The following is a 16,876-nucleotide window of genomic DNA, read 5'->3' as shown; positions in this document are numbered from 1 at the left end:
CGTCATCAACAGGATGTCGGTCAGGGTGTCTTCGTGGGGGACTTGTCCTGCTCGGTCCGGGAGCCCCAGGCGTGATACGCCAGCCCCCAGTTGCGGCGGACTCGCTGCCGGGCATCGGTGCTGTACCAGTCCTGGACATCGCGGAGCAGCAAGTCGTAATCCAAGGGCTGACCGATACCCCGTAGTTGCGTGACCAGCCCGCGGAGGCGGTAGACGAAGGCTGGGACGGAGGTGCTGCTCACAGCGGCAGCGACACGGCGGTCGACAGCCGCCTCGCTGAACTGGCTGCTCCCCTGCAGGACGCGTAGGGCTGCGCCCGGACTGACTCCTCTCTTGTGCATGGAGGTGGATCGGCCCTGCTGGTGCAATCCATAGAGCGCGAGCGCGGCGTGCTCAGCCTCCAGCTCGGGGGTGACCTTCCCGTCGGTCCAACTGGTGTAGAAAGGCCAGAGCTTGGGGACCGTACCGGCGGGTCGGCCGAGCCCGGCGCGCAGGGCCGCCAGGTCCTCACCGGGTGGCTCCCACCAGCTGCCGTTGTCTCTGAACCGCTGGGCCCAGTAACGGGGAGCGGGTGCACTGTCCTTGGTACGTGTGGGCACAGGAGCGTCGGGCATGCGTACTCCTTTGTTCGGGTGATGAGAGGGACGGGCTCGGCCTCAGGAAGCGTCCGCGCGCCGGGCCGCCGCTCGACGGGTGAGGATCCCGTCGAGACGGTTCCGGAAGCCGCGCTCGGCGTTGCTCAGCCGGAAGGTGAGCTCCTTGCCGTCCTTGGTGACGGTCCGGCCCGTGAACAGGCCGGGGGCTGCGGTGGAGAGGACTTGCTCGGCGACCTGCCACGCCTCACGGCCGGCTCGTTGCTCCCATGCTTCCAGCCCACGCTCGGACTGCTCGAAGTCCTCCCCCACAGCCCGGAGTCCGGCGAGCAGCCTCCGCACCAGCGGATCGAGGGCGTGCAGCAGGGTCTCGCCGGGACGCTGGCCCTTGTCCCAGGGGATGGGGTCCGCGCCGGCCGCCCTACGGAGGTCGGCGGAGAGCATGTTGACCGCGTTCGCGAGCTTCTCCGCCTGGTCGACGGCTTCGAGGAGGGAGTCGTAGACGATGCTGTCGGGGTCCAGGGCGGTAACCGGGAGGGGGATCTCGTCGAAGAAGACGTCCTCGATGACGGCCGACTGGTTTCCGTAGGTGATGCCGGTGAGCTCGAGCTGGAGGGGGTACGTGCTGGGCAGCAGACCGCGTGCCTCGGCGAGCGAACTGAGAAGGGTACTGGTGCGGAAGCCCGCGCTCTTGTTCGTCGCATCGCGCTCGTTGTCGGTGCCGTTCATGGCCAGAAGCGCGTCGAGGCCGCGCCAGGCCGCGCGGCCCGGCTGGTGGCGACGTGGCCGGATGGGAGATCGGGGGGACTTGCCACCGGGTTTCTTGGCGCGGGTTCCCGGGGAGTCGATGGTCCAAGCCGTGTGGGGCTCATGGTCGGGCGGTGTGGCGAGGAGGCGGTCACCGGCGGCGACGATCACTCGGGTGACTCGCAGGCCCGCCGGTGTCTCCTCGGGGATCAGTCGAATGCGGCGCGACTGCCAGGTCCAGATGTCCAACAGACCGCGCGGGGCCCGGGTCTGCCAGGTGGGTGTGGCGGACGAGAGCGGGTGATCGACGGCGCGGCGCCTCCACTGCGGCAGGTCGTCGGAGAGCAGTGCCTGGCCGAAGGGGATGTTGAGGAAGAGGGTTTCGTAGAGGGTGCGGCCCATGGGCATGACGACGCCGAGCTGCCCAAGAGGTCCTGTGGGGTTGCCGGTGGTCTTGCCGGCCTTGGCCTTGTCATCGCCGACGACGCCTGTTTTGATCGCCGCCGTATCCCAGCAGTGGGTGTGCAGCAGCCAGCGTGCCGCCTGCGCCGGAGTGAGTTCCAAGGGGTCGCCCTCGGTGCGCGAGGCGAAGAGGGGGACGTTGTTGCCTGTGGCCGCGGTGGCGACCAGCAGGGCCGATCCCTTGGTTTCATTCTTCGCCGTATATAGTCCGGGCACTTGGGCGAAGGGATCGGAAGGATCGAAGAGGTCGAAGTGGTGCCGGTTCGCGTCGCAGTACTCGGTGAGCCTCTTCCGGTCGGCGGAGGAGAAAGCTCCTGTCGCGAACGTCCTTGCCCAATCGGCCGCGTCGGTGGGACGCCCCAGGGCATCCACAGCGACCGGGAGGAGCAGCTGGCGGAAGATCGCCGGCTTCTGGGTGGGGAGATCCACCAAGAGATCCTGGAAGCGGTGGGCTTCCAGGAGCAGCTGTCGTACACCGACTTCTTCCAACGGGCCCGCCGCGATGGGGCGTACGGTCAGCCAGGGGTCGTCCAATACGTTGAACAACGTACGTTCCTCAATCTCTTCCATCAGCGCGGCGTCAGCCTTGCACAACGAGATACCTACGGGAGGGTGAACGTCGGAATTCACGATGGATCGCGCATGCCCTCGTCCAGCAGGCCGAGTTGGCTGTCGTAACGGAGTCGCCGGTCTCCGAGAGTGACGTTGTGTTGTGTGTCGAGGACGAGGGCACGGCTGTAGCGCAGCCGCGGGTGGGCGAGCCAGCCAGGCAGTGGACGCAGATCGTCCATCGCCTGCTTGGTTGCTATTCGGTTGGTGAAGTGCGAAGGCAGCCGAACGGTTCCCGCGAGCACATCGTCGAGGAGTTCGTCGGACGAGACATCTCCGTTCGCGGTCAGGGCACGCCCTGCCAAGGTGAAATAGACGTCGTTCTCGTGGGAGACGAGGACGACCTCCACGCTGGGGTCGCCATCGCGGACCAGGACGTCCAACTGCGCGTCGCTGGAGGCTCCGGGGACGGCGAAGTGGTGCAGTCCGGCCAGGGTCGTGCCCTCCTTGTCGCCTCGGCGGGTCAGAAGGAACGGGGACGCGTTGTCCGACCTCTTCTGCTGTTCCGTTTCCCATTGGATGCGAGCCGACTCCGCGTCCGTCCGCCATGCCGGCGGGATGGCTTCGTCGTCCTTGTCGTACCCCGATGCGACCAGCGCCGGCACGCGGTCCGGGACGGTCCAGCCTGTGTTGTGCACCGCGTCGAGCACCAGAGCGGCCGCTCTGAGCAGGAGGTGCCGTCCATAGATGCCCTCCGAGGAGCGGAGGAACGCAGGAGCGGACTCCTCGATCGCCGACACTCCGGTGATCACGACTCGCGGCACGGCCACCGGGGCGGGCCGGGATAGGCCGTCATGGCGGTGCAGGCGGCCGATTCTCTGCAACAGGAGGTCGATCGGAGCGAGGTCCGTGATCAGGATGTCCGCGTCGATGTCGAAGGACTGCTCGGCGAGCTGCGTCGCCACGACGATCAGTCGGTGTGGTCGACGGTGCTCCGTTCCGTCCGTGGACGGTGCGCCGAGCAAACGCAGGCATTCCTCTGTGCGATCGGCACGCGGCCCGACGGCGATGCGGCCGTGCAGCAGCCGGACGTCGCCACCGAAGCGCTTGCACAATTCGTCGTAGAGCGTTTGGGCCCGATCGACCGTGTTACGGATGACGAGGGCGCATCCGCCGTGCTTCAAGGCGAGTTCGAGACGGTCGGCGACCGACGTATCGGCGGAGGCTTGTGCGTCCCGCTTCTCCGGGCGGCGGGCTTTGGGGCCCGGGATCATCTCCGGCATGAGCTCGACCGTGACGTCCAAGCCGGGACGGCGCCAGCTCTGGCAGTCCACGACCTTGTAGCGCGGGCCTGCCCCGTTCGGGTCCATCCAGGTGGCGGTGATGGAAGGGTATCCCGACGTGTCGGGCAGCTCGTCGGCCGTGAACTCCTCCTGAGTGGCGGCCCCGCCCAGATAGACGTCCACCAGTTCCCTGCGTTGGGCGGGCGGCAAGGTCGCCGAGAGCAGTACGACGGGAACGCGGGCCTGGCCGAGCCAGCGCAGACCCTCCTTGAGGAACTGGGACATATAGACGTCAGCAGCATGGATCTCGTCGAGGACCACCACCTTGCCCGCGAGGCCGGCCATGCGCAGCATGACGTGCTTGGCGCGGGTTGCCGCGAAGAGGAGTTGGTCGATCGTGCCCACGACGAAGGGGCAGAGGAGGCCGCGCTTGGCTCCGAGGAACCATTCGACCGGGCCGCGGGAGGGGGCGTCGGAACCCGGCGCTTCGAGTCCGTAGGGGTCGTCCTCACAATATTCGCCGTACTCGTCGACGCCGCCGAACTCGTCCTCCGTTCGGCCTTCGACGATGGTGCGCCACTCCTTGTTGAACATCCGCTTGCCGTGGAGGAGGGAAACGAGCGGGGCGAGCTCCTCGTCAATGGTGCTCACCCACCGGCGGACCTGTCCGAACATGGGGTCGCTGGTGGCCTGCGTGGGCATGCCCACGAATACGCCGTCCATGCCGAATCTGTGAGCGAGGATCTCGGCGGCCATCAGGGCTGCCTTGGTCTTTCCCTCGCCCATGGGTGCCTCGACGATGAGGAGTCCGGGGGCGTCCATGTGCTGGGCGGCCTGGATCACCAACTCTTGGGACGGGCGGGGGTCGTGCCCGAAGCGGGCTCGGAAGGCTTCGGGGGCCACCTCCGCCAGGTGCGTCCAGCCGCCGCGCAGACCGAGTGCGTCCCAAGCCCTGCTTGCGCGCTGTCTGGCCGACTCCATGGTCACCAGGGGCAGTTCGTCGACTCCGGTGAAGTGCCTTTCGTCGCTGGCGATCCAGTCGGCCATGACGATCAAACCGCTGAGGTGCAGTTGTGCTGCGCGAGAGGGGACGCGCTCGGGGGCGACATCGGCGATGGCGCCGAATCCGAGTTGCGCGGTGAAGCGCTCCAGTAAAGCCAGTTGCACCGCTGCCCAGCGTGCTCCGCCCGCCAGCTGTTCCCTGAGTTTGGGCCTTCCCGGCCTCAGGGAACTCTTGGCCGGAAAGGCGCCGTGGTGGCCTGCGACGAGGGGCCAGACCCATGCGATGTGCCCCTCCGACCAACCTGCGGTGGGGAGAAGCTCGCACAGCAGGTGGCCACCTGCCCGGTCGTGCCGCCATCGAGGCGGCTTGCCGCTCGGCTCATGCCAGGTCAGACCGGCCGCGCGCACGGCTTCCGCGCCGGCCGGCCACATCCGTTGGAAGGCGGGGGTCGCCTTCCCTAGGTCGTGCACCCCGCACAGCCAGGCAAAGAACTGCCGCCCACGGGCGTTCCCGCCGGCGATCTCGTCCAAGATGCGCTTGGTTGAAGGTGCCAGGAACCGGTCCCACATGCGCTCGGCGATGGCAGCGGTGTCCAGGAGGTGAGAAAGAAGCAGGTTCTTCCGGCCGTTGGCCTTGCCCTCGGACTTGCCCCAGAGCGCTCCGATGGCTCTGTCGATGTCAAAGCCGTCGGCGTCGGCCGCGTCATGCATGGACTCACCTATCTCGTAGACTAGTTCGGGACACTATCCTCTGCCTCTGACAATGTCGGCCCGAACCAGCCAGGCACGCGGGGGCAGGCCAACCGCTGTTGTCTGGGCTCCGTGTTCACCGCGAGCCCAGATTCCAACTGAATGAAACGGGCGCTAGTCCCGAGCAACATCGCAGGTCAGCAAGCGTCGTCCCCGCGTAGCGGGGGTTGCTCCGTCGCTGCGGGGGACGGACGGTTCGCCGCAGGGTCGTCCCCGCCTAGCGGGGGTTGCTCCCCGGCAGACATTCGACGTGCTGGTCTCGTACCGTCGTCCCCGCGTAGCGGGGGTTGCTCCTCGATTACGTCGGCCGGGGTGTAGGCCACGCCGTCGTCCCCGCGTAGCGGGGGTTGCTCGGAGGCCGAGCGGCAGCGCCGGGGCAACGAGCAGTCGTCCCCGCGTAGCGGGGGTTGCTCGAGCGGCTTCGGTCTCCGCCGGGCGGTGGGGCCGTCGTCCCCGCGTAGCGGGGGTTGCTCACGTACCGGCTGACAGCGCGGCTGACCCGGGACGTCGTCCCCGCGTAGCGGGGGTTGCTCGCTCAACGACCCCTTCCACACCGACGGCCTGGCGTCGTCCCCGCGTAGCGGGGGTTGCTCGATCCGGTCGGACGAGAGCCTGCCCGACCTGGTGTCGTCCCCGCGCAGCGGGGGTTGCTCATGTCCTGGGCGAGTGGATCGCCGGTCTCCTGGGTCGCCCCCGCGTAGCGGGGGTTACTCCTACGACCCCGCCTGGAAGACCCAGCCCACCCCGACGTCCCCGCGTAGCGGGGGTTGCTCGGAAGGCCATGCCCTTCGCGGACCGTCTCACCGCCGCCGTCCCCGCGTAGCGGGGGTTGTTCGACGGGCCGGCGCGTCACCCTTGCCCACGCCCAGTCGTCCCCGCGCGGGGGTTGCTCCCCTTGCCGCCGTCGGCCTGTTCGCCCCGGCCCGTCGTCCCCGCGTAGCGGGGGTTGCTCGGAGACGACGATGGACCTCAACAACGCGACCGCTTCGTCCCCGCGTAGCGGGGGTTGCTCGCCGGCCTCGAGGACCTGTTGTCGCGACCGGGAGTCGTCCCCGCGTAGCGGGGGTTGCTCGCGCGGCCCCGCGCTCCTTGTCGAACCCGGAACGTCGTCCCCGCGTAGCGGGGGTTGCTCGGTCAGGCTTGGGGCGGATCAGCGCGATGACCGGTCGTCCCCGCGTAGCGTGGGTTGCTCGAGGCTCGCGGTCGCTCGCTGGGAGTCGGGAGAGTCGTCCCCGCGTAGCGGGGGTTACTCGGTCGGCCCGGACTTCGTCGACGTCGTCCAGACGTCGTCCCCGCGTAGCGGGGTTGTTCGGTGAATTTCGCTGGGGGTAAGGCCGTAGCGGCCATCGTCCCCGCGTAGCGGGGGTTGCTCGCGCCGCAAACACCTCCCGCCACCGGCCCTCAGGTCGTCCCCGCGTAGCGTGGGTTGCTCTAACCGGCTTGGTGTACGACACGTCGCGTCCGCGTCGTTCCCGCGTAGCGGGGGTTGCTCGAAGACGTCGAACACTGGCTCACCTGGTGCGCCGTCGTCCCCGCGTAGCGGGGGTTGCTCCCGCTCGGTGATCACCAGCTGTTCCGAGATCGCGTCGTCTCCGCGCAGCGGGGGTTGCTCTAACCGGCGCGCTGGCCGCCGCCACGGCGACGGGTCGTCCCCGCGTAGCGGGGGTTGCTCACGCTCAGCGCGGGGCGGTCTTCGGCACCACCATCGTCCCCGCATAGCGGGGGTTGTTCGCACCGGGCCAACATCGCCAGGTTCCCGACGCCGTCGTACCGCGTAGCGGGGGTTGCTCGGGCAACGCCGACTCGTCGTAGGAGCCGGTGGTGTCGTCCCCGCGCAGCGGGGGTTGCTCTGGGCAGCGCGCCGAGGGCCGTCCCCTCCGCGGGTCGTCCCCGCTGAGCAGGGATTACTCCCCCGGCGACCCAGGGCATGGCCCGGTCAAGGAATCATCCCCCGCGTAGCGGGGATTTGCTCTCCGATAGAGAAGCAGATCACGATCACAGGCTTGCCGTCCCCGCATCGCGGGGGCGTTCCCCATCGCGGACGCCATAATGGCAGCGATCATGTCGTCCCCGCCCTCTCAGGGGTACGGAAAACGGGAGCCACACCGTACTCGGAGCAGCTCCCGCACCATCAACTCAGCCCCTCCCAGCCCCCGGCGGCGTCAACGAAGCCCGCCCATTCAGCTCCTCCGCCTCCCCCACCGCCTTGCGGTACGCCTCCGTCACCTTCTCGAACGACTCGCCCGAAGACAGGCCGCCGGCCGCCCTGTTGCGGCGCCCACGCGATCCATCTCGCGGTTCGCCAGGATGATCGCCGAGGTCGCCTCTCGGCGTTCCGACTCGTAGGCCGCCAAGGCCGTGGTCACATCCCGCTCCACAGCCAAGTGGTACGCCAGCACCCGCGCGAGTCGGAAGGACCGCTCCCACAAGTGCAGGCCCGACAGCATGTGCGAGGCCGTCCACGCCCCTTCTTCCTACCAGCAGGGCTCCGACAACCGGTCGTCGTCGGCCAGTTGCCGTTCGACCTCCCGGGCCGTCCTCATCAGTTCGAGGGCCTCGCGGCGCAGGTCGCTCGCCCGCTCCCGGAGCTGCCGGACGCGTCGGCGCTGCTGCTCCGGGCTGTACGGGTTGACGTACTGGCCGCGTGGCCCGCCAGCAGCCCCTCGGCCACCAACCGGCGCACCGCGGCCGCGGCCTCCTTCGTGCCGATCTGAAACGTCCGGGCGATCTCGTCGCGGTTCATGAAACACTCACCGGGCTCGTAGCCGCGGTGGATCGCGGTCCGCATCATCCGGTGGGCACGCTCCGTAGGAGTCATCGTGCCGACGCTGTAGAGCCGGTAGCCGTCGTGGAGGGTCACCAGCCCTTCAGTGGCGAGCCGCTCCAGCGCGGACCGGACCACGGCCGTTGGTAGCTGGACGTGCCCCGCGATCTCGGCCAACGCAGGCAGATGGGCGCCTGGGGGGTTCAGTGCACGACAGGCACACCCACCGGCGCACTGCACGCACATCGTCGTCACTCGCCACCACGCCGTCCGCCGCCATGGCTCTGCCCCCTGTCTCCTGGTGGTCCGATGCGGGATCAAGCCTGATGGGCCGTGTGACACGGCTGCCACGAACTTGCAGGAATTTCCACGAGCCGGGCCCGGTGTCGCGGACCAAGGGAGAGCGGTGTGGACGGACGGACCCCGACCGGTCAACTCCCTTCCGTGAACGGGATGTGCCCGTAACGCGGAGGGATCAGGCGGGCGTCGGCAGCCGGGGCCAGGTCCACGACCAAGCGCTCGCCGACACCGGAGGCCGTGGTGGCGTCGGGTGTGAGGTAGCCGAGGGTCCGCAGCTCGCCGACGGCTTTGCGGAATGCCTCGCGGCCTTCGGCAGCCAGGCGCTCTTCGCGGGTCAGGGAGACGAGTTCGCTGATCGTGGGTTCTTGTCCGGGTGTATAGCCGATGGCGAGTTCGGCCAGGACGCCGCGGGCGCGCCAGGTCAGGCGCATGTCCCGCATCGCTCGCGCGAACAGCACCGGGTCCTGGGCGGGCAGGGTGGTGGGGACGGGCCACCGCGGGGTCGGGGTATCGGTGGTGGTCATCAGGCTCCCGTCGGTGCGGTTGACCTGTGGCGCCGGCCCTTCAGCCGGGACAGCGCCGTACCGTGTCGGCGGTCGCGGCCTCACTTGCCCTACTTGCCCTCGTCGGCGATGCGTCGTGGCTGCCGCCTTGGGTGTGGCGGGACGGGGTTGAGGCCCTTCACTATCTCCCGGTGTTCAACCATCGGATCATCGCCAAGTCACGCTCGTCCTGGCTGCGGCGAGGACCAAGTCCGGTACAGCAGGATGACCATTGGGCAGTCGAGGGCCTCCAAGACCTTTTCGATACGCCCGACCAGTCGGCCGCATCGTCCGGATCGATGGCGATAGACGGTGCGATTCTTCGCCACGCGCACCAGGCGGCGCATGCCGATGTTCTCCAACAGCCGGTTCGCTACCTGCTCCTGGACGGCGGCCAGGACGGCGTTCGTCCTGCTGCGCCAGCGCCGGATGAACCGCATCCGATCCGGCAGGGACGAGCCTCGTGGTCCACGGTGGGTCCACAAGCTCCAGGATCGGCTCATCGCTGCGGCCTACCGGCCCTCGTACTGGTCGATCAGGTTCCTCGCCCAAGGAGCCATCACCAGCCGGGGAATCACGGCGGCGGGAAACCAGTGCAGCATCACGCCTTCCGTCAGTGCAAGCTCTCGAACGTCGCCGTCCCAGTGCCCCAGGAACACGGTGGCCTCCCCCGGCCGGCCGTCCGGCCCGCGCAGGGAGACGACGGCATACCGTCTGAGATCGGGCACGGCGAGCCCGGCTTCCTCCTTCAGCTCCCGGACGATGGCGTCCTCGGGGGTCTCGTCGTCGCTGTCGCGGTTCCCGCCGAGGAAGGACCACGTCCCCGGATCGCAGATTCCCGGGATGTTGTCCCGCAGGTGCAACAGGTACTCGCCCTGCCCATTGACGATCAACGCCGCCGTATCTTTCGGCTCCTGGCTGGTCACGGTGTCCCTTCGTCCGCCTGTGGCCTGAGCCGCTAGCATCGCGGAACCACCGCCAGTGGAGGGAGCGTTCACCCGTGCGTCACCCACGCGTAGGCGTCGCCGTCTTGACGATGGGCAACAGGCCCGACGAATTGCGGGCCCTTCTCGACTCCGTCGCCAAGCAAGATGCCGCACCGACCCGCGTCGTGGTGGTCGGCAATGGCTCCCCGCTACCCCCGCTGCCCGACTGGGTGACAGCGGTTGAGCTGGACGAGAACCTGGGCGTCTCCGGCGGCCGCAATGCCGCCTTACGGGCCCTGAAAGAGTTCGGAGACGTCGATGTCGTGGTGGACCTGGACGACGACGGACTGTTGATCAGCCCGGATGTCTTCGGCCAGATCCAGGAGCTGTACGAGCAGGACGGCCTACTGGGCATCGTCAGCTTCCGGATCGCTGACGAGACAGGGCACACCCAACGCCGGCATGTCCCACGGCTCCGGGCCGCCGACCCGATGCGTCGGGGGCTCGTGACCACCTTCCTCGGTGGCGGGCACGCACTGTCGGTCCCCATGCTGAAGCAGGTCGGCGGCTGGCCGGACGAGTTCTTCTACGCTCACGAGGAAACGGATCTCGCGTGGCGTGCCCTGGATGCCGGGTGGAGGATCCTCTACGAACCCGGGCTCGTCCTCCAGCACCCGCGCACGCTGCCCACGCGGCACGCGGTCTACCACCGCATGGTTGCCCGCAACCGGGTGTGGCTGGCCAAGCGCCACCTCCCGGCCGCCCTGGCCCCCGTCTACCTCGGCGTGTGGGCCCTGCTCACGCTCGCCCGCAGCCGGTCCCTCGGTGGGTTGAAGGCATGGGCAGGCGGGTTCGTGGAAGGCGTCAGAACGCCGTGCGGGCGACGCCGGCCGATCGCATGGGCCACGGTGTGGCATATGACCAAGCTGGGCCGCCCACCGATCATTTGATCCGGGTCAGGCAGCGCGGAGACGGCGCTCTGCAGCCAGCTCTCGCATCCACTGCGGTGTGGCCTCCGGACGCTCCTTGATCCACTTCACATATCGGTCCACGCCCTCCTCCATGGTCACCTGCGGTTTCGACCCGAGGACCCGGCGCATACGGCGTGTGTCCGCGTACCCGCCCATCGGATCTCCCGGGGGCAAGGGACGCTCCACCAACTCGGCCTCCAGGTAATGCTTCAGGGTGCGGTCGGCGATACTGCGGATCGTCGTCGGCCACCCGGTGCCGATGTTCAGGACCTGACCGCCGGCTTCCGGAGCGATCAGCAAGCATCGGCGGTGGCCGACCACTCGTCTCCGCCTTGGGGGGTCCGCAGGTGACAGGTCAGGCAGGTAGCACCATCGGGAACGCCTGCGACAACGCCGTTCCTGCCGCGCGCGATGTCGTGGGCGAGATCGCCGAGTTGAGGCTTCCAGCCGGGGCCGCGTCCTGCGACGCGCGACGCCTGGCTGGGTTGTCGACGGATCGCTCGGTGCGTCGTCCGGTCATGCCCGGGAAGGTAGGGGCCCGCCCGGGCCCGAATATGAGCCGGAGGAATACGGCCCCTATCCGTCCAGGTGGAAGCGGTCGGACATCCTTCGCAGCTTCTCCCGGGTGATGGATCGCTCCGCTTCGACGATCGTCCGGAGGGTGGCCCTGGCCATGGGGTGGTTGCGGATGAGCTGTGGCGCGATGCGCTCGGCCTTCTCCAGCTCCGTCACGGCCTTGTCCCGGTTCCCGTCCCACAGCCAGGCACGCGCGATGTCCATGTGATGGTGACTGCGACGAGAGTTGGGGAGCGCTTCCAGTACCGCGACGTCGGTGCGCCGGTCTATGGCCAGGGCCTTGGTCTGGTCGCGCATCTCCAGCGCGACGCTGATGGAGTGGATCTCCACGTTGCCGGTGGAGAAGGTCAGCGAATGCCGGTCGTAGACGGGTTCACCGCGATAGGCGTCCATACGGCCGCCGGCCGCACGGGCGTGCCCGATGCGGTCGTCCGTCTCCTGCTCATTGCCGGCCCTCGCCGCCGAGACGGCGGCGCGCAGTTGCAGCGAACCCCAGATGCGCAGGGCCAGTTGGTCGCCCTGGTCGTATTCGCGCTGGACACTGCGGAGAGCCTTGTCCGACAGTGTGAGCGCGTCGCTCCAGTCGGCGGTGGCCCACATGTCCCAGACCCGCATCCAGTCGGCGACGGCCGGCATCAGGGGGTCACCGGAGAGCTGAGCCGACCATGCGGCACGCTCGCACGCCATGGCGATCAGTTCGGAGTGCCCGAGCGCGTGGGCGGCCGTGTGCGCGAACTTGCAGCACACGGCAACTCGCCCGCGCTGGAACGGGCACCCGCCACCTACGCCTCCGGGGGAGGAGCGAGCGGGCCGCCCTGGCGTCCCCGCGCAGTGCGGGTTGCTCCGCGCCCGGGTTGTGGATCAGCCCCGGCCCGGCGGTCGTCCCCGCGCACGCAGGGGTACGGAAGCGGGAGCCATCCCGTACTCGGAGCGGCTCCCGCCCCAAATTACCGTCGCTCAACCCCCGGCGGCGTAAGCGAAGCCCGCCCGTTCAGCTCCTCCGCCTCCCCCACCGCCTTGCGGTAGGCCGCGGTCACGCGCTTCATTGCCTCGCCGGAAGGGGCGCCCGGTTCGGGGGACTTGTTGCGGCCGACGCGGTCCATTTCGCGGTTGGCGAGGACGATGGCCGAGGTGACCTCGCGGCGTTCGGACTCGTAGGAGGCCAGGGCGGAGGGGACGGAGGGGGCGACGGCCAGGTGGTAGGCGAGGACACGGGCGTCGATGACGGCCTGGGTGCCGCCGTTGGCGCCGGAGGGGTAGCCGGGGTGGGCGGCGTCGCCGAGGAGGGTGACGCGGCCCCTGCCCCAGGATGGCAGGGGGTCGCGGTCGACCATCGGGTATTCGAGGATCTGCTCGCTGCGGGCGAAGAGTTCGGGGAGGTCGGCCCAGTCGGCGTGCCAGTCGGCGTAGTGCGGCAGGAGGTCGTCGATCGTGCCGGGGGCGTTCCAGTTGACGTCGGCGGAGAGGGGGCCCGGCTCGCCGGTGGGGACGAGGGCGACCCAGTTGATGCGGGTGCGGCCGGCGTTGAGGGCCTCGCGGGAGATCTGGTAGGCGACGAACTGGGTGTTCTTGTCGTCGGCGGCGATGACGACCGCGTTGCCGGGGGCGAACGCGTCCGCCTCCGTCACGCCGCGCCACATGGTGACGCCGTTCCACTGGAGCGGGCCCTGCTCGGGGTGGAGGAGGGCGCGGATCGTGGAGTGGATGCCGTCGGCGGCGATCAGGGCCTCGGCGGAGAAGGTGAGCTGCGTGCCGGCGGCGCGGTCCAGGGCGTGGACGCGGACGCCGTCCGCGCTCTCGGTGAAGTCCTCGACCTGGACGCCCGTGCGGAGCGCCTCCGGGCCCAGCCGCTTCACCACCGCGTCGCGCAGCATCATCTGCAACTCGCCGCGGTGGACGGAGAACTGCGGCCAGTTGTAGCCCGCCGCCGTCCCGCGCGGCTCCGCGAAGAGCGTGCGGCCGCGGCCGTCCGCGAAGAGGTGCTGCTCGGCGGGGACGCCGAGGGCGGCCAGCTCGTCGAGCAGTCCGAGCTCGTCCAGTTCGCGGACGGCCGCGGGCTGGAGGTTGATGCCCACGCCGAGCGGCCGGATCTCCCGGGCGGACTCCAGGACGAGGGGTTCGATGCCGGCGGCGTGCAGGCTGAGGGCGGCGGTCAGGCCGCCGATGCCGCCGCCGGCGATGAGGACGTCCGCGGAGTGTGTCATGGTCCTGGTTCCTATCGGGTCTTCTTCAGGATCAGCGCCGTGTTCTCACTGGGGAGTCCGACGCTGTCCTCGATCGTCAGGCCGGTGCGCTCCGCCAGCACCCGGGTGGCGTCCAGGGTGCGCTGGCGGCCGCCGTTGAGGACGTACAGGTGCAGGTCCCACAGGGCGGGCAGCAGGCCGGTGCCGTCGTCGCGGGTCAGGCGCTCGATGACGATCAGGCGGGAGTCGTCGGACATCGCGGAGCCGAGGTTGGTGAGGAGGCGCAGGCACGGCTCGTCCTCCCAGTCGCCGAGGACCCGGGAGAGGAGGTACGTGTCGGCGGCGGCCGGGAGGCTGCCGGAGAACATGTCGACGACGGCCAGGTCCACCCGGTCCATGCCGACGGTCCGCTCGAAGTGCGCCCGCGCGATGGGCATGGTGTGTTCGAGGTCGACCAGGGTGCCGCGGGCCTGCGGCGCGGCGCGCAGCACCGTGGAGAGCAACTGGCCGCTGCCGCCGGCGATGTCCACGATGTGCCGGTCGGCGGAGAAGTCGATCTCCTTGGGGATGGCGTCGAAGTAGAAGTTGCTGGCCTGCATGGCACGTTGGAAGCGGCCGGCCGCCTCCGCGTTCTCGCGCAGGTACGGGATGAGGGGCAGGCCGTGGACCTTCTCGAAGCCGGACGCGCCGGTGCGGAAGGCGTCCTCGGCGTGCCCCCAGGCCGCGTAGAACTCCTTGCCGTACAGGAGGCACATGTCGCGCAGGGAGTCCGGGCGGTCGCGCAGGAGGTCGCCCACCTCCGTCACGGCGTACCCGTCCTGGGCGGTGAAGACGCCGAGCAGGACCAGCAGCCGCATCAGGCGGTGGACGACGTCCTCGTCCATGCCGGCCGCCCGGGCGAGCGAGGCGTCGTCGGTGTTCCCGGCGGCGACGAGATCGGGCAGGCCGATCCTGGCCGCGGCGTACACCGCCTGGGTGCGCCAGGCGGCGGTGATGAGGTCGACGGTCGCGCGCGAGCCCTCTGCGCCAATGGCCATCTTTCGCAGTCCTTCGGTGTCGTGGTGGTGCGTCGTCGGTGGGGCCAACGGGCCGGGCTAGTGGTCGGCCTGGATCCAGTCGCGCTTGATGTGCGGCGTCTCGATGCTCAGCGAGCGCATGTGCTCGATCGGATTGGCGTACTCACGGCTGGACTTGATCTTTCCGTCCTCGAGGGTGAAGCCGTGGACGAAGTGGTTGCGGTAGTGCCCCTCGGGGTACTCCGGGAACCTGATCGTCCCCTCCCCGTCGCACTCGACCCAGATGACGTTGGGGTCCTGGGTCTCGTAGATCCGCACGTCGATCCACTCCCAGTCGGGCAGGACCTTCAGCGAGAGTTCGCCGTGCCGCTTGAGCCGGTCCTTGCCCTTGACCACGATCGGGCGGCCGATGTCGGTGTAGAAGAGGGCGGTCTCGCCGTCCTCGGTGTAGAGCGTGTAGCGCTCCAGGCGCGCCTCGGGCCCGGTGCGCATGTACTTCTCGACCGCTTCCCGGTTGCGGGCGCGCAGGTCGAGGTCGCTGGTGAAGACGGACGGGGGCAGGGTCGGCGTGGTGCTGTCGCTCATGGAGTTCTCGCAGGCGTTTCGGTGGTACGGGGTTCCTGGTGGGAGAGGAAGCCGTGGCTCAGGGCTGGAGGCGGCTGGTGGTCCAGCCGTCGCCGGAGCGGTCGTAGCGCAGCCGCTCGTGGAGCCGGTCGGTGCCGTTGGTCCAGAACTCGACGAGCTCCGGCTCCAGGCGGTAGAGGGAGTACGAGGCGGGGCGCGGCAGCGGCCGGTTCAGCTCGGCGAGCCGCCGGGCCTCCGCGCGCAACTCCGCGACCTGGGCGTAGGTCGCGAAGGGCGCGCTCTGGCGGGCGGCGGAGGACATGGCGTGGGTGAAGACCGGGCGGGCGTTCCAGGTGGCCTCGGCCTCCTCGTCGCAGAGCTTCCGCACCGGGCCGCCGAAGATGATCTGTTGGCTGGTCTCGCGCCAGTACAGGACGCCGGATGCCCAGGGGTTGACGGCCAGTTCGCGGCCCTTCTGGCTGGTGCTGTGCGAGGTGAAGAGCAGGCCCTGGTCGGTCACGGCGCCGAGCACCACGATCCGGGAGGAGGAGTGGCCGCGTTCGTCGGCGGTGGCCAGGGCGAGCGCCAGGGGCTCGCGGACCTTGTTCTCCTTGGCGCCGTCGATCCAGGCCCGCAGCAGGCCGTAGGGCTCGGCCGGGGGCTCGGCGAACTCGGGGAAGTCGACGTCGACGTTCCCGGTCATGGATTCGGACCTCTTGCTCGCGGGGTTGCTCATGGTGGTGGACTCCAGCCTTGGGGGAACGGAAGCGGTCGCGGTCAGACGTGCAGCGTGCCCTCGATGGCGAGGACGCCGTTGCCGCCGACCTCGACGGTGTCGACCGTGTCGCCGGCGCCGTGGACCAGGGCGCGCATCGGCGAGGGGCGGCCCATCTCGACGCCCTGGGTGATGGTGATGCGCTGCCCGTACTCGATCAGGCCGCGGCGGGCCAGGTGGATGGCGATCGGTCCGGCGGCGGAGCCGGTGGCGGCGTCCTCGACCACGCCGTAGGCGGGCGAGAACATGCGGCTGCGCCACTCGGTGCCGGAGCCGGCGAAGCAGTTGGCGGCCATGTCCTCGAAGGCGCTGAGCGCGCGGTGGTCGGGGTGGAGGGCGGAGAGTGCCTCGACGCTCTCCAGGGCGACGAGGACGTGCCGGGGGCCGTTGCGGTAGATCTCCACCGGCAGCGCGGAGTCGCGGACGCCCAGGGCGGCGAGGAGTTCCCCGGTGCGGTCGAAGGGCTGCCAGGTCGGGATGGGCTGCTGCATCCAGGCGGCGGTCACCTCGCCGTTCTCCCGCTCCAGTTCGAAGGGGACGATGCCCATGGCCGTCTCCAGCCGCAGCTTGTCGGCGCCGGTGCGGCGGCCGAGCGCGATGGCGGTGCCCAGCAACGGGTGCCCGGCGAAGGGCAGTTCGTTGACCGGCGTGAACACGCGGATGTGGTGGTCGCCGCCCTGCTTGGGGGTCAGCACGAAGGTCGTCTCGGAGAGGTTCATCTCCCGCGCGATGCGCTGCATGCGCTCCGCCGAGAGGTCGTCGCTGTCGAAGAAGACGGCGACCGGGTTGCCCTTGAGCGGCTCCGTCGCGAAGGCGTCGACGACGACGTAGGAATGCATGTGCTGCTCCAAGCGGTGCGAGAGGTACGGGTGG

The 16,876-nt window shown here is 69.5% G+C and carries 13 protein-coding genes, 1 pseudogene and 1 CRISPR repeat array; of the genes and pseudogenes, 1 reads left to right on the top strand and 13 read right to left on the bottom strand.

Annotation, left to right across the window (positions count from 1 at the left end):
• Positions 1–20 precede the first annotated feature (20 nt).
• From casB to AC230_RS02725, 6 genes are all read right to left on the bottom strand, one after another.
• The gene (gene casB / locus AC230_RS02760) at positions 21–614 is read right to left on the bottom strand and encodes a type I-E CRISPR-associated protein Cse2/CasB (RefSeq protein ID WP_049714301.1); all 594 of its coding nucleotides are present in this window, start codon (positions 612–614) and stop codon (positions 21–23) included.
• 42 nt (positions 615–656) lie between these two features.
• The gene (casA, locus tag AC230_RS02755) at positions 657–2,348 is read right to left on the bottom strand and encodes a type I-E CRISPR-associated protein Cse1/CasA (protein ID WP_241833050.1); all 1,692 of its coding nucleotides are present in this window, start codon (positions 2,346–2,348) and stop codon (positions 657–659) included.
• Between the two features lie 80 nt (positions 2,349–2,428).
• Complete coding sequence (locus AC230_RS02750; protein WP_049714299.1) at positions 2,429–5,347, bottom strand: CRISPR-associated helicase/endonuclease Cas3; 2,919 nt, start codon at positions 5,345–5,347, stop codon at positions 2,429–2,431.
• Between the two features lie 963 nt (positions 5,348–6,310).
• Positions 6,311–6,639: a CRISPR direct-repeat array (repeat unit 28 nt; unit sequence GTCGTCCCCGCGTAGCGGGGGTTGCTCG).
• Between the two features lie 1,289 nt (positions 6,640–7,928).
• Positions 7,929–8,327, bottom strand: a complete 399-nt coding sequence (locus AC230_RS02740; protein WP_241833049.1) for a hypothetical protein — start codon at positions 8,325–8,327, stop codon at positions 7,929–7,931.
• A 254-nt stretch (positions 8,328–8,581) separates the two neighbouring features.
• Positions 8,582–8,974, bottom strand: a complete 393-nt coding sequence (locus AC230_RS02735; protein WP_049714297.1) for a hypothetical protein — start codon at positions 8,972–8,974, stop codon at positions 8,582–8,584.
• Positions 8,975–9,504: 530 nt separating this feature from the next.
• Entirely contained in the window at positions 9,505–9,918 is a 414-nt protein-coding gene (locus AC230_RS02725) for an NUDIX domain-containing protein (protein WP_049714295.1), read from the bottom strand.
• Positions 9,919–9,992: 74 nt separating this feature from the next.
• On the opposite strand from AC230_RS02725, the gene AC230_RS02720 reads away from it, so the two are divergent.
• Positions 9,993–10,868: a glycosyltransferase family 2 protein gene (locus AC230_RS02720; protein WP_049714294.1), complete on the top strand. Its 876-nt coding sequence runs from the start codon at positions 9,993–9,995 to the stop codon at positions 10,866–10,868.
• Between the two features lie 6 nt (positions 10,869–10,874).
• Here the strand turns inward: AC230_RS02720 and AC230_RS02715 are convergent, their stop codons facing one another.
• The 7 genes and pseudogenes from AC230_RS02715 to AC230_RS02685 form a co-directional block, all read right to left on the bottom strand.
• Positions 10,875–11,189 carry a Rossmann-fold NAD(P)-binding domain-containing protein gene (locus AC230_RS02715; RefSeq protein WP_157868492.1) on the bottom strand — a complete coding sequence of 105 codons (315 nt, stop codon included), beginning with the start codon at positions 11,187–11,189 and terminating at the stop codon, positions 10,875–10,877.
• Positions 11,190–11,465: 276 nt separating this feature from the next.
• Positions 11,466–12,215: pseudogene (locus tag AC230_RS02710) on the bottom strand (helix-turn-helix domain-containing protein); the annotation flags it as partial.
• 197 nt (positions 12,216–12,412) lie between these two features.
• Entirely contained in the window at positions 12,413–13,669 is a 1,257-nt protein-coding gene (locus AC230_RS02705) for an FAD-dependent monooxygenase (protein WP_049714292.1), read from the bottom strand.
• An 11-nt stretch (positions 13,670–13,680) separates the two neighbouring features.
• Positions 13,681–14,685, bottom strand: a complete 1,005-nt coding sequence (locus AC230_RS02700; protein ID WP_049714291.1) for a methyltransferase — start codon at positions 14,683–14,685, stop codon at positions 13,681–13,683.
• Between the two features lie 57 nt (positions 14,686–14,742).
• A complete protein-coding gene (locus AC230_RS02695; protein WP_049714290.1) occupies positions 14,743–15,249 on the bottom strand; it encodes a PhzA/PhzB family protein in 507 nt (168 codons plus the stop codon).
• Between the two features lie 58 nt (positions 15,250–15,307).
• On the bottom strand, positions 15,308–15,931 hold the full coding sequence (gene phzG / locus AC230_RS02690) for a phenazine biosynthesis FMN-dependent oxidase PhzG (RefSeq protein WP_277816833.1): 624 nt from the start codon (positions 15,929–15,931) through the stop codon (positions 15,308–15,310).
• 74 nt (positions 15,932–16,005) lie between these two features.
• Entirely contained in the window at positions 16,006–16,842 is an 837-nt protein-coding gene (locus AC230_RS02685) for a PhzF family phenazine biosynthesis protein (RefSeq protein WP_049714288.1), read from the bottom strand.
• Positions 16,843–16,876: the final 34 nt, after the last annotated feature.

The sequence above is a fragment of the Streptomyces caatingaensis genome, assembly GCF_001187435.1.
GTDB classification, from domain to species: Bacteria; Actinomycetota; Actinomycetes; order Streptomycetales; family Streptomycetaceae; genus Streptomyces; species Streptomyces caatingaensis.
Note: the sequence above shows the minus strand (reverse complement) of the source record. Positions and strands in the feature narration are given on the sequence as shown.

Excerpts from the sequence above, each read along its gene's own strand:
- casB (WP_049714301.1), bottom strand. The coding sequence starts at position 614 with ATGCCCGACGCTCCTGTGCCCACACGTACCAAGGACAGTGCACCCGCT.
- AC230_RS02750 (WP_049714299.1), bottom strand. The coding sequence starts at position 5,347 with ATGCATGACGCGGCCGACGCCGACGGCTTTGACATCGACAGAGCCATC.
- AC230_RS02735 (WP_049714297.1), bottom strand. The coding sequence starts at position 8,974 with ATGACCACCACCGATACCCCGACCCCGCGGTGGCCCGTCCCCACCACC.
- AC230_RS02705 (WP_049714292.1), bottom strand. The coding sequence starts at position 13,669 with ATGACACACTCCGCGGACGTCCTCATCGCCGGCGGCGGCATCGGCGGC.
- AC230_RS02700 (WP_049714291.1), bottom strand. The coding sequence starts at position 14,685 with ATGGCCATTGGCGCAGAGGGCTCGCGCGCGACCGTCGACCTCATCACC.
- AC230_RS02695 (WP_049714290.1), bottom strand. The coding sequence starts at position 15,249 with ATGAGCGACAGCACCACGCCGACCCTGCCCCCGTCCGTCTTCACCAGC.
- phzG (WP_277816833.1), bottom strand. The coding sequence starts at position 15,931 with ATGACCGGGAACGTCGACGTCGACTTCCCCGAGTTCGCCGAGCCCCCG.
- AC230_RS02685 (WP_049714288.1), bottom strand. The coding sequence starts at position 16,842 with ATGCATTCCTACGTCGTCGTCGACGCCTTCGCGACGGAGCCGCTCAAG.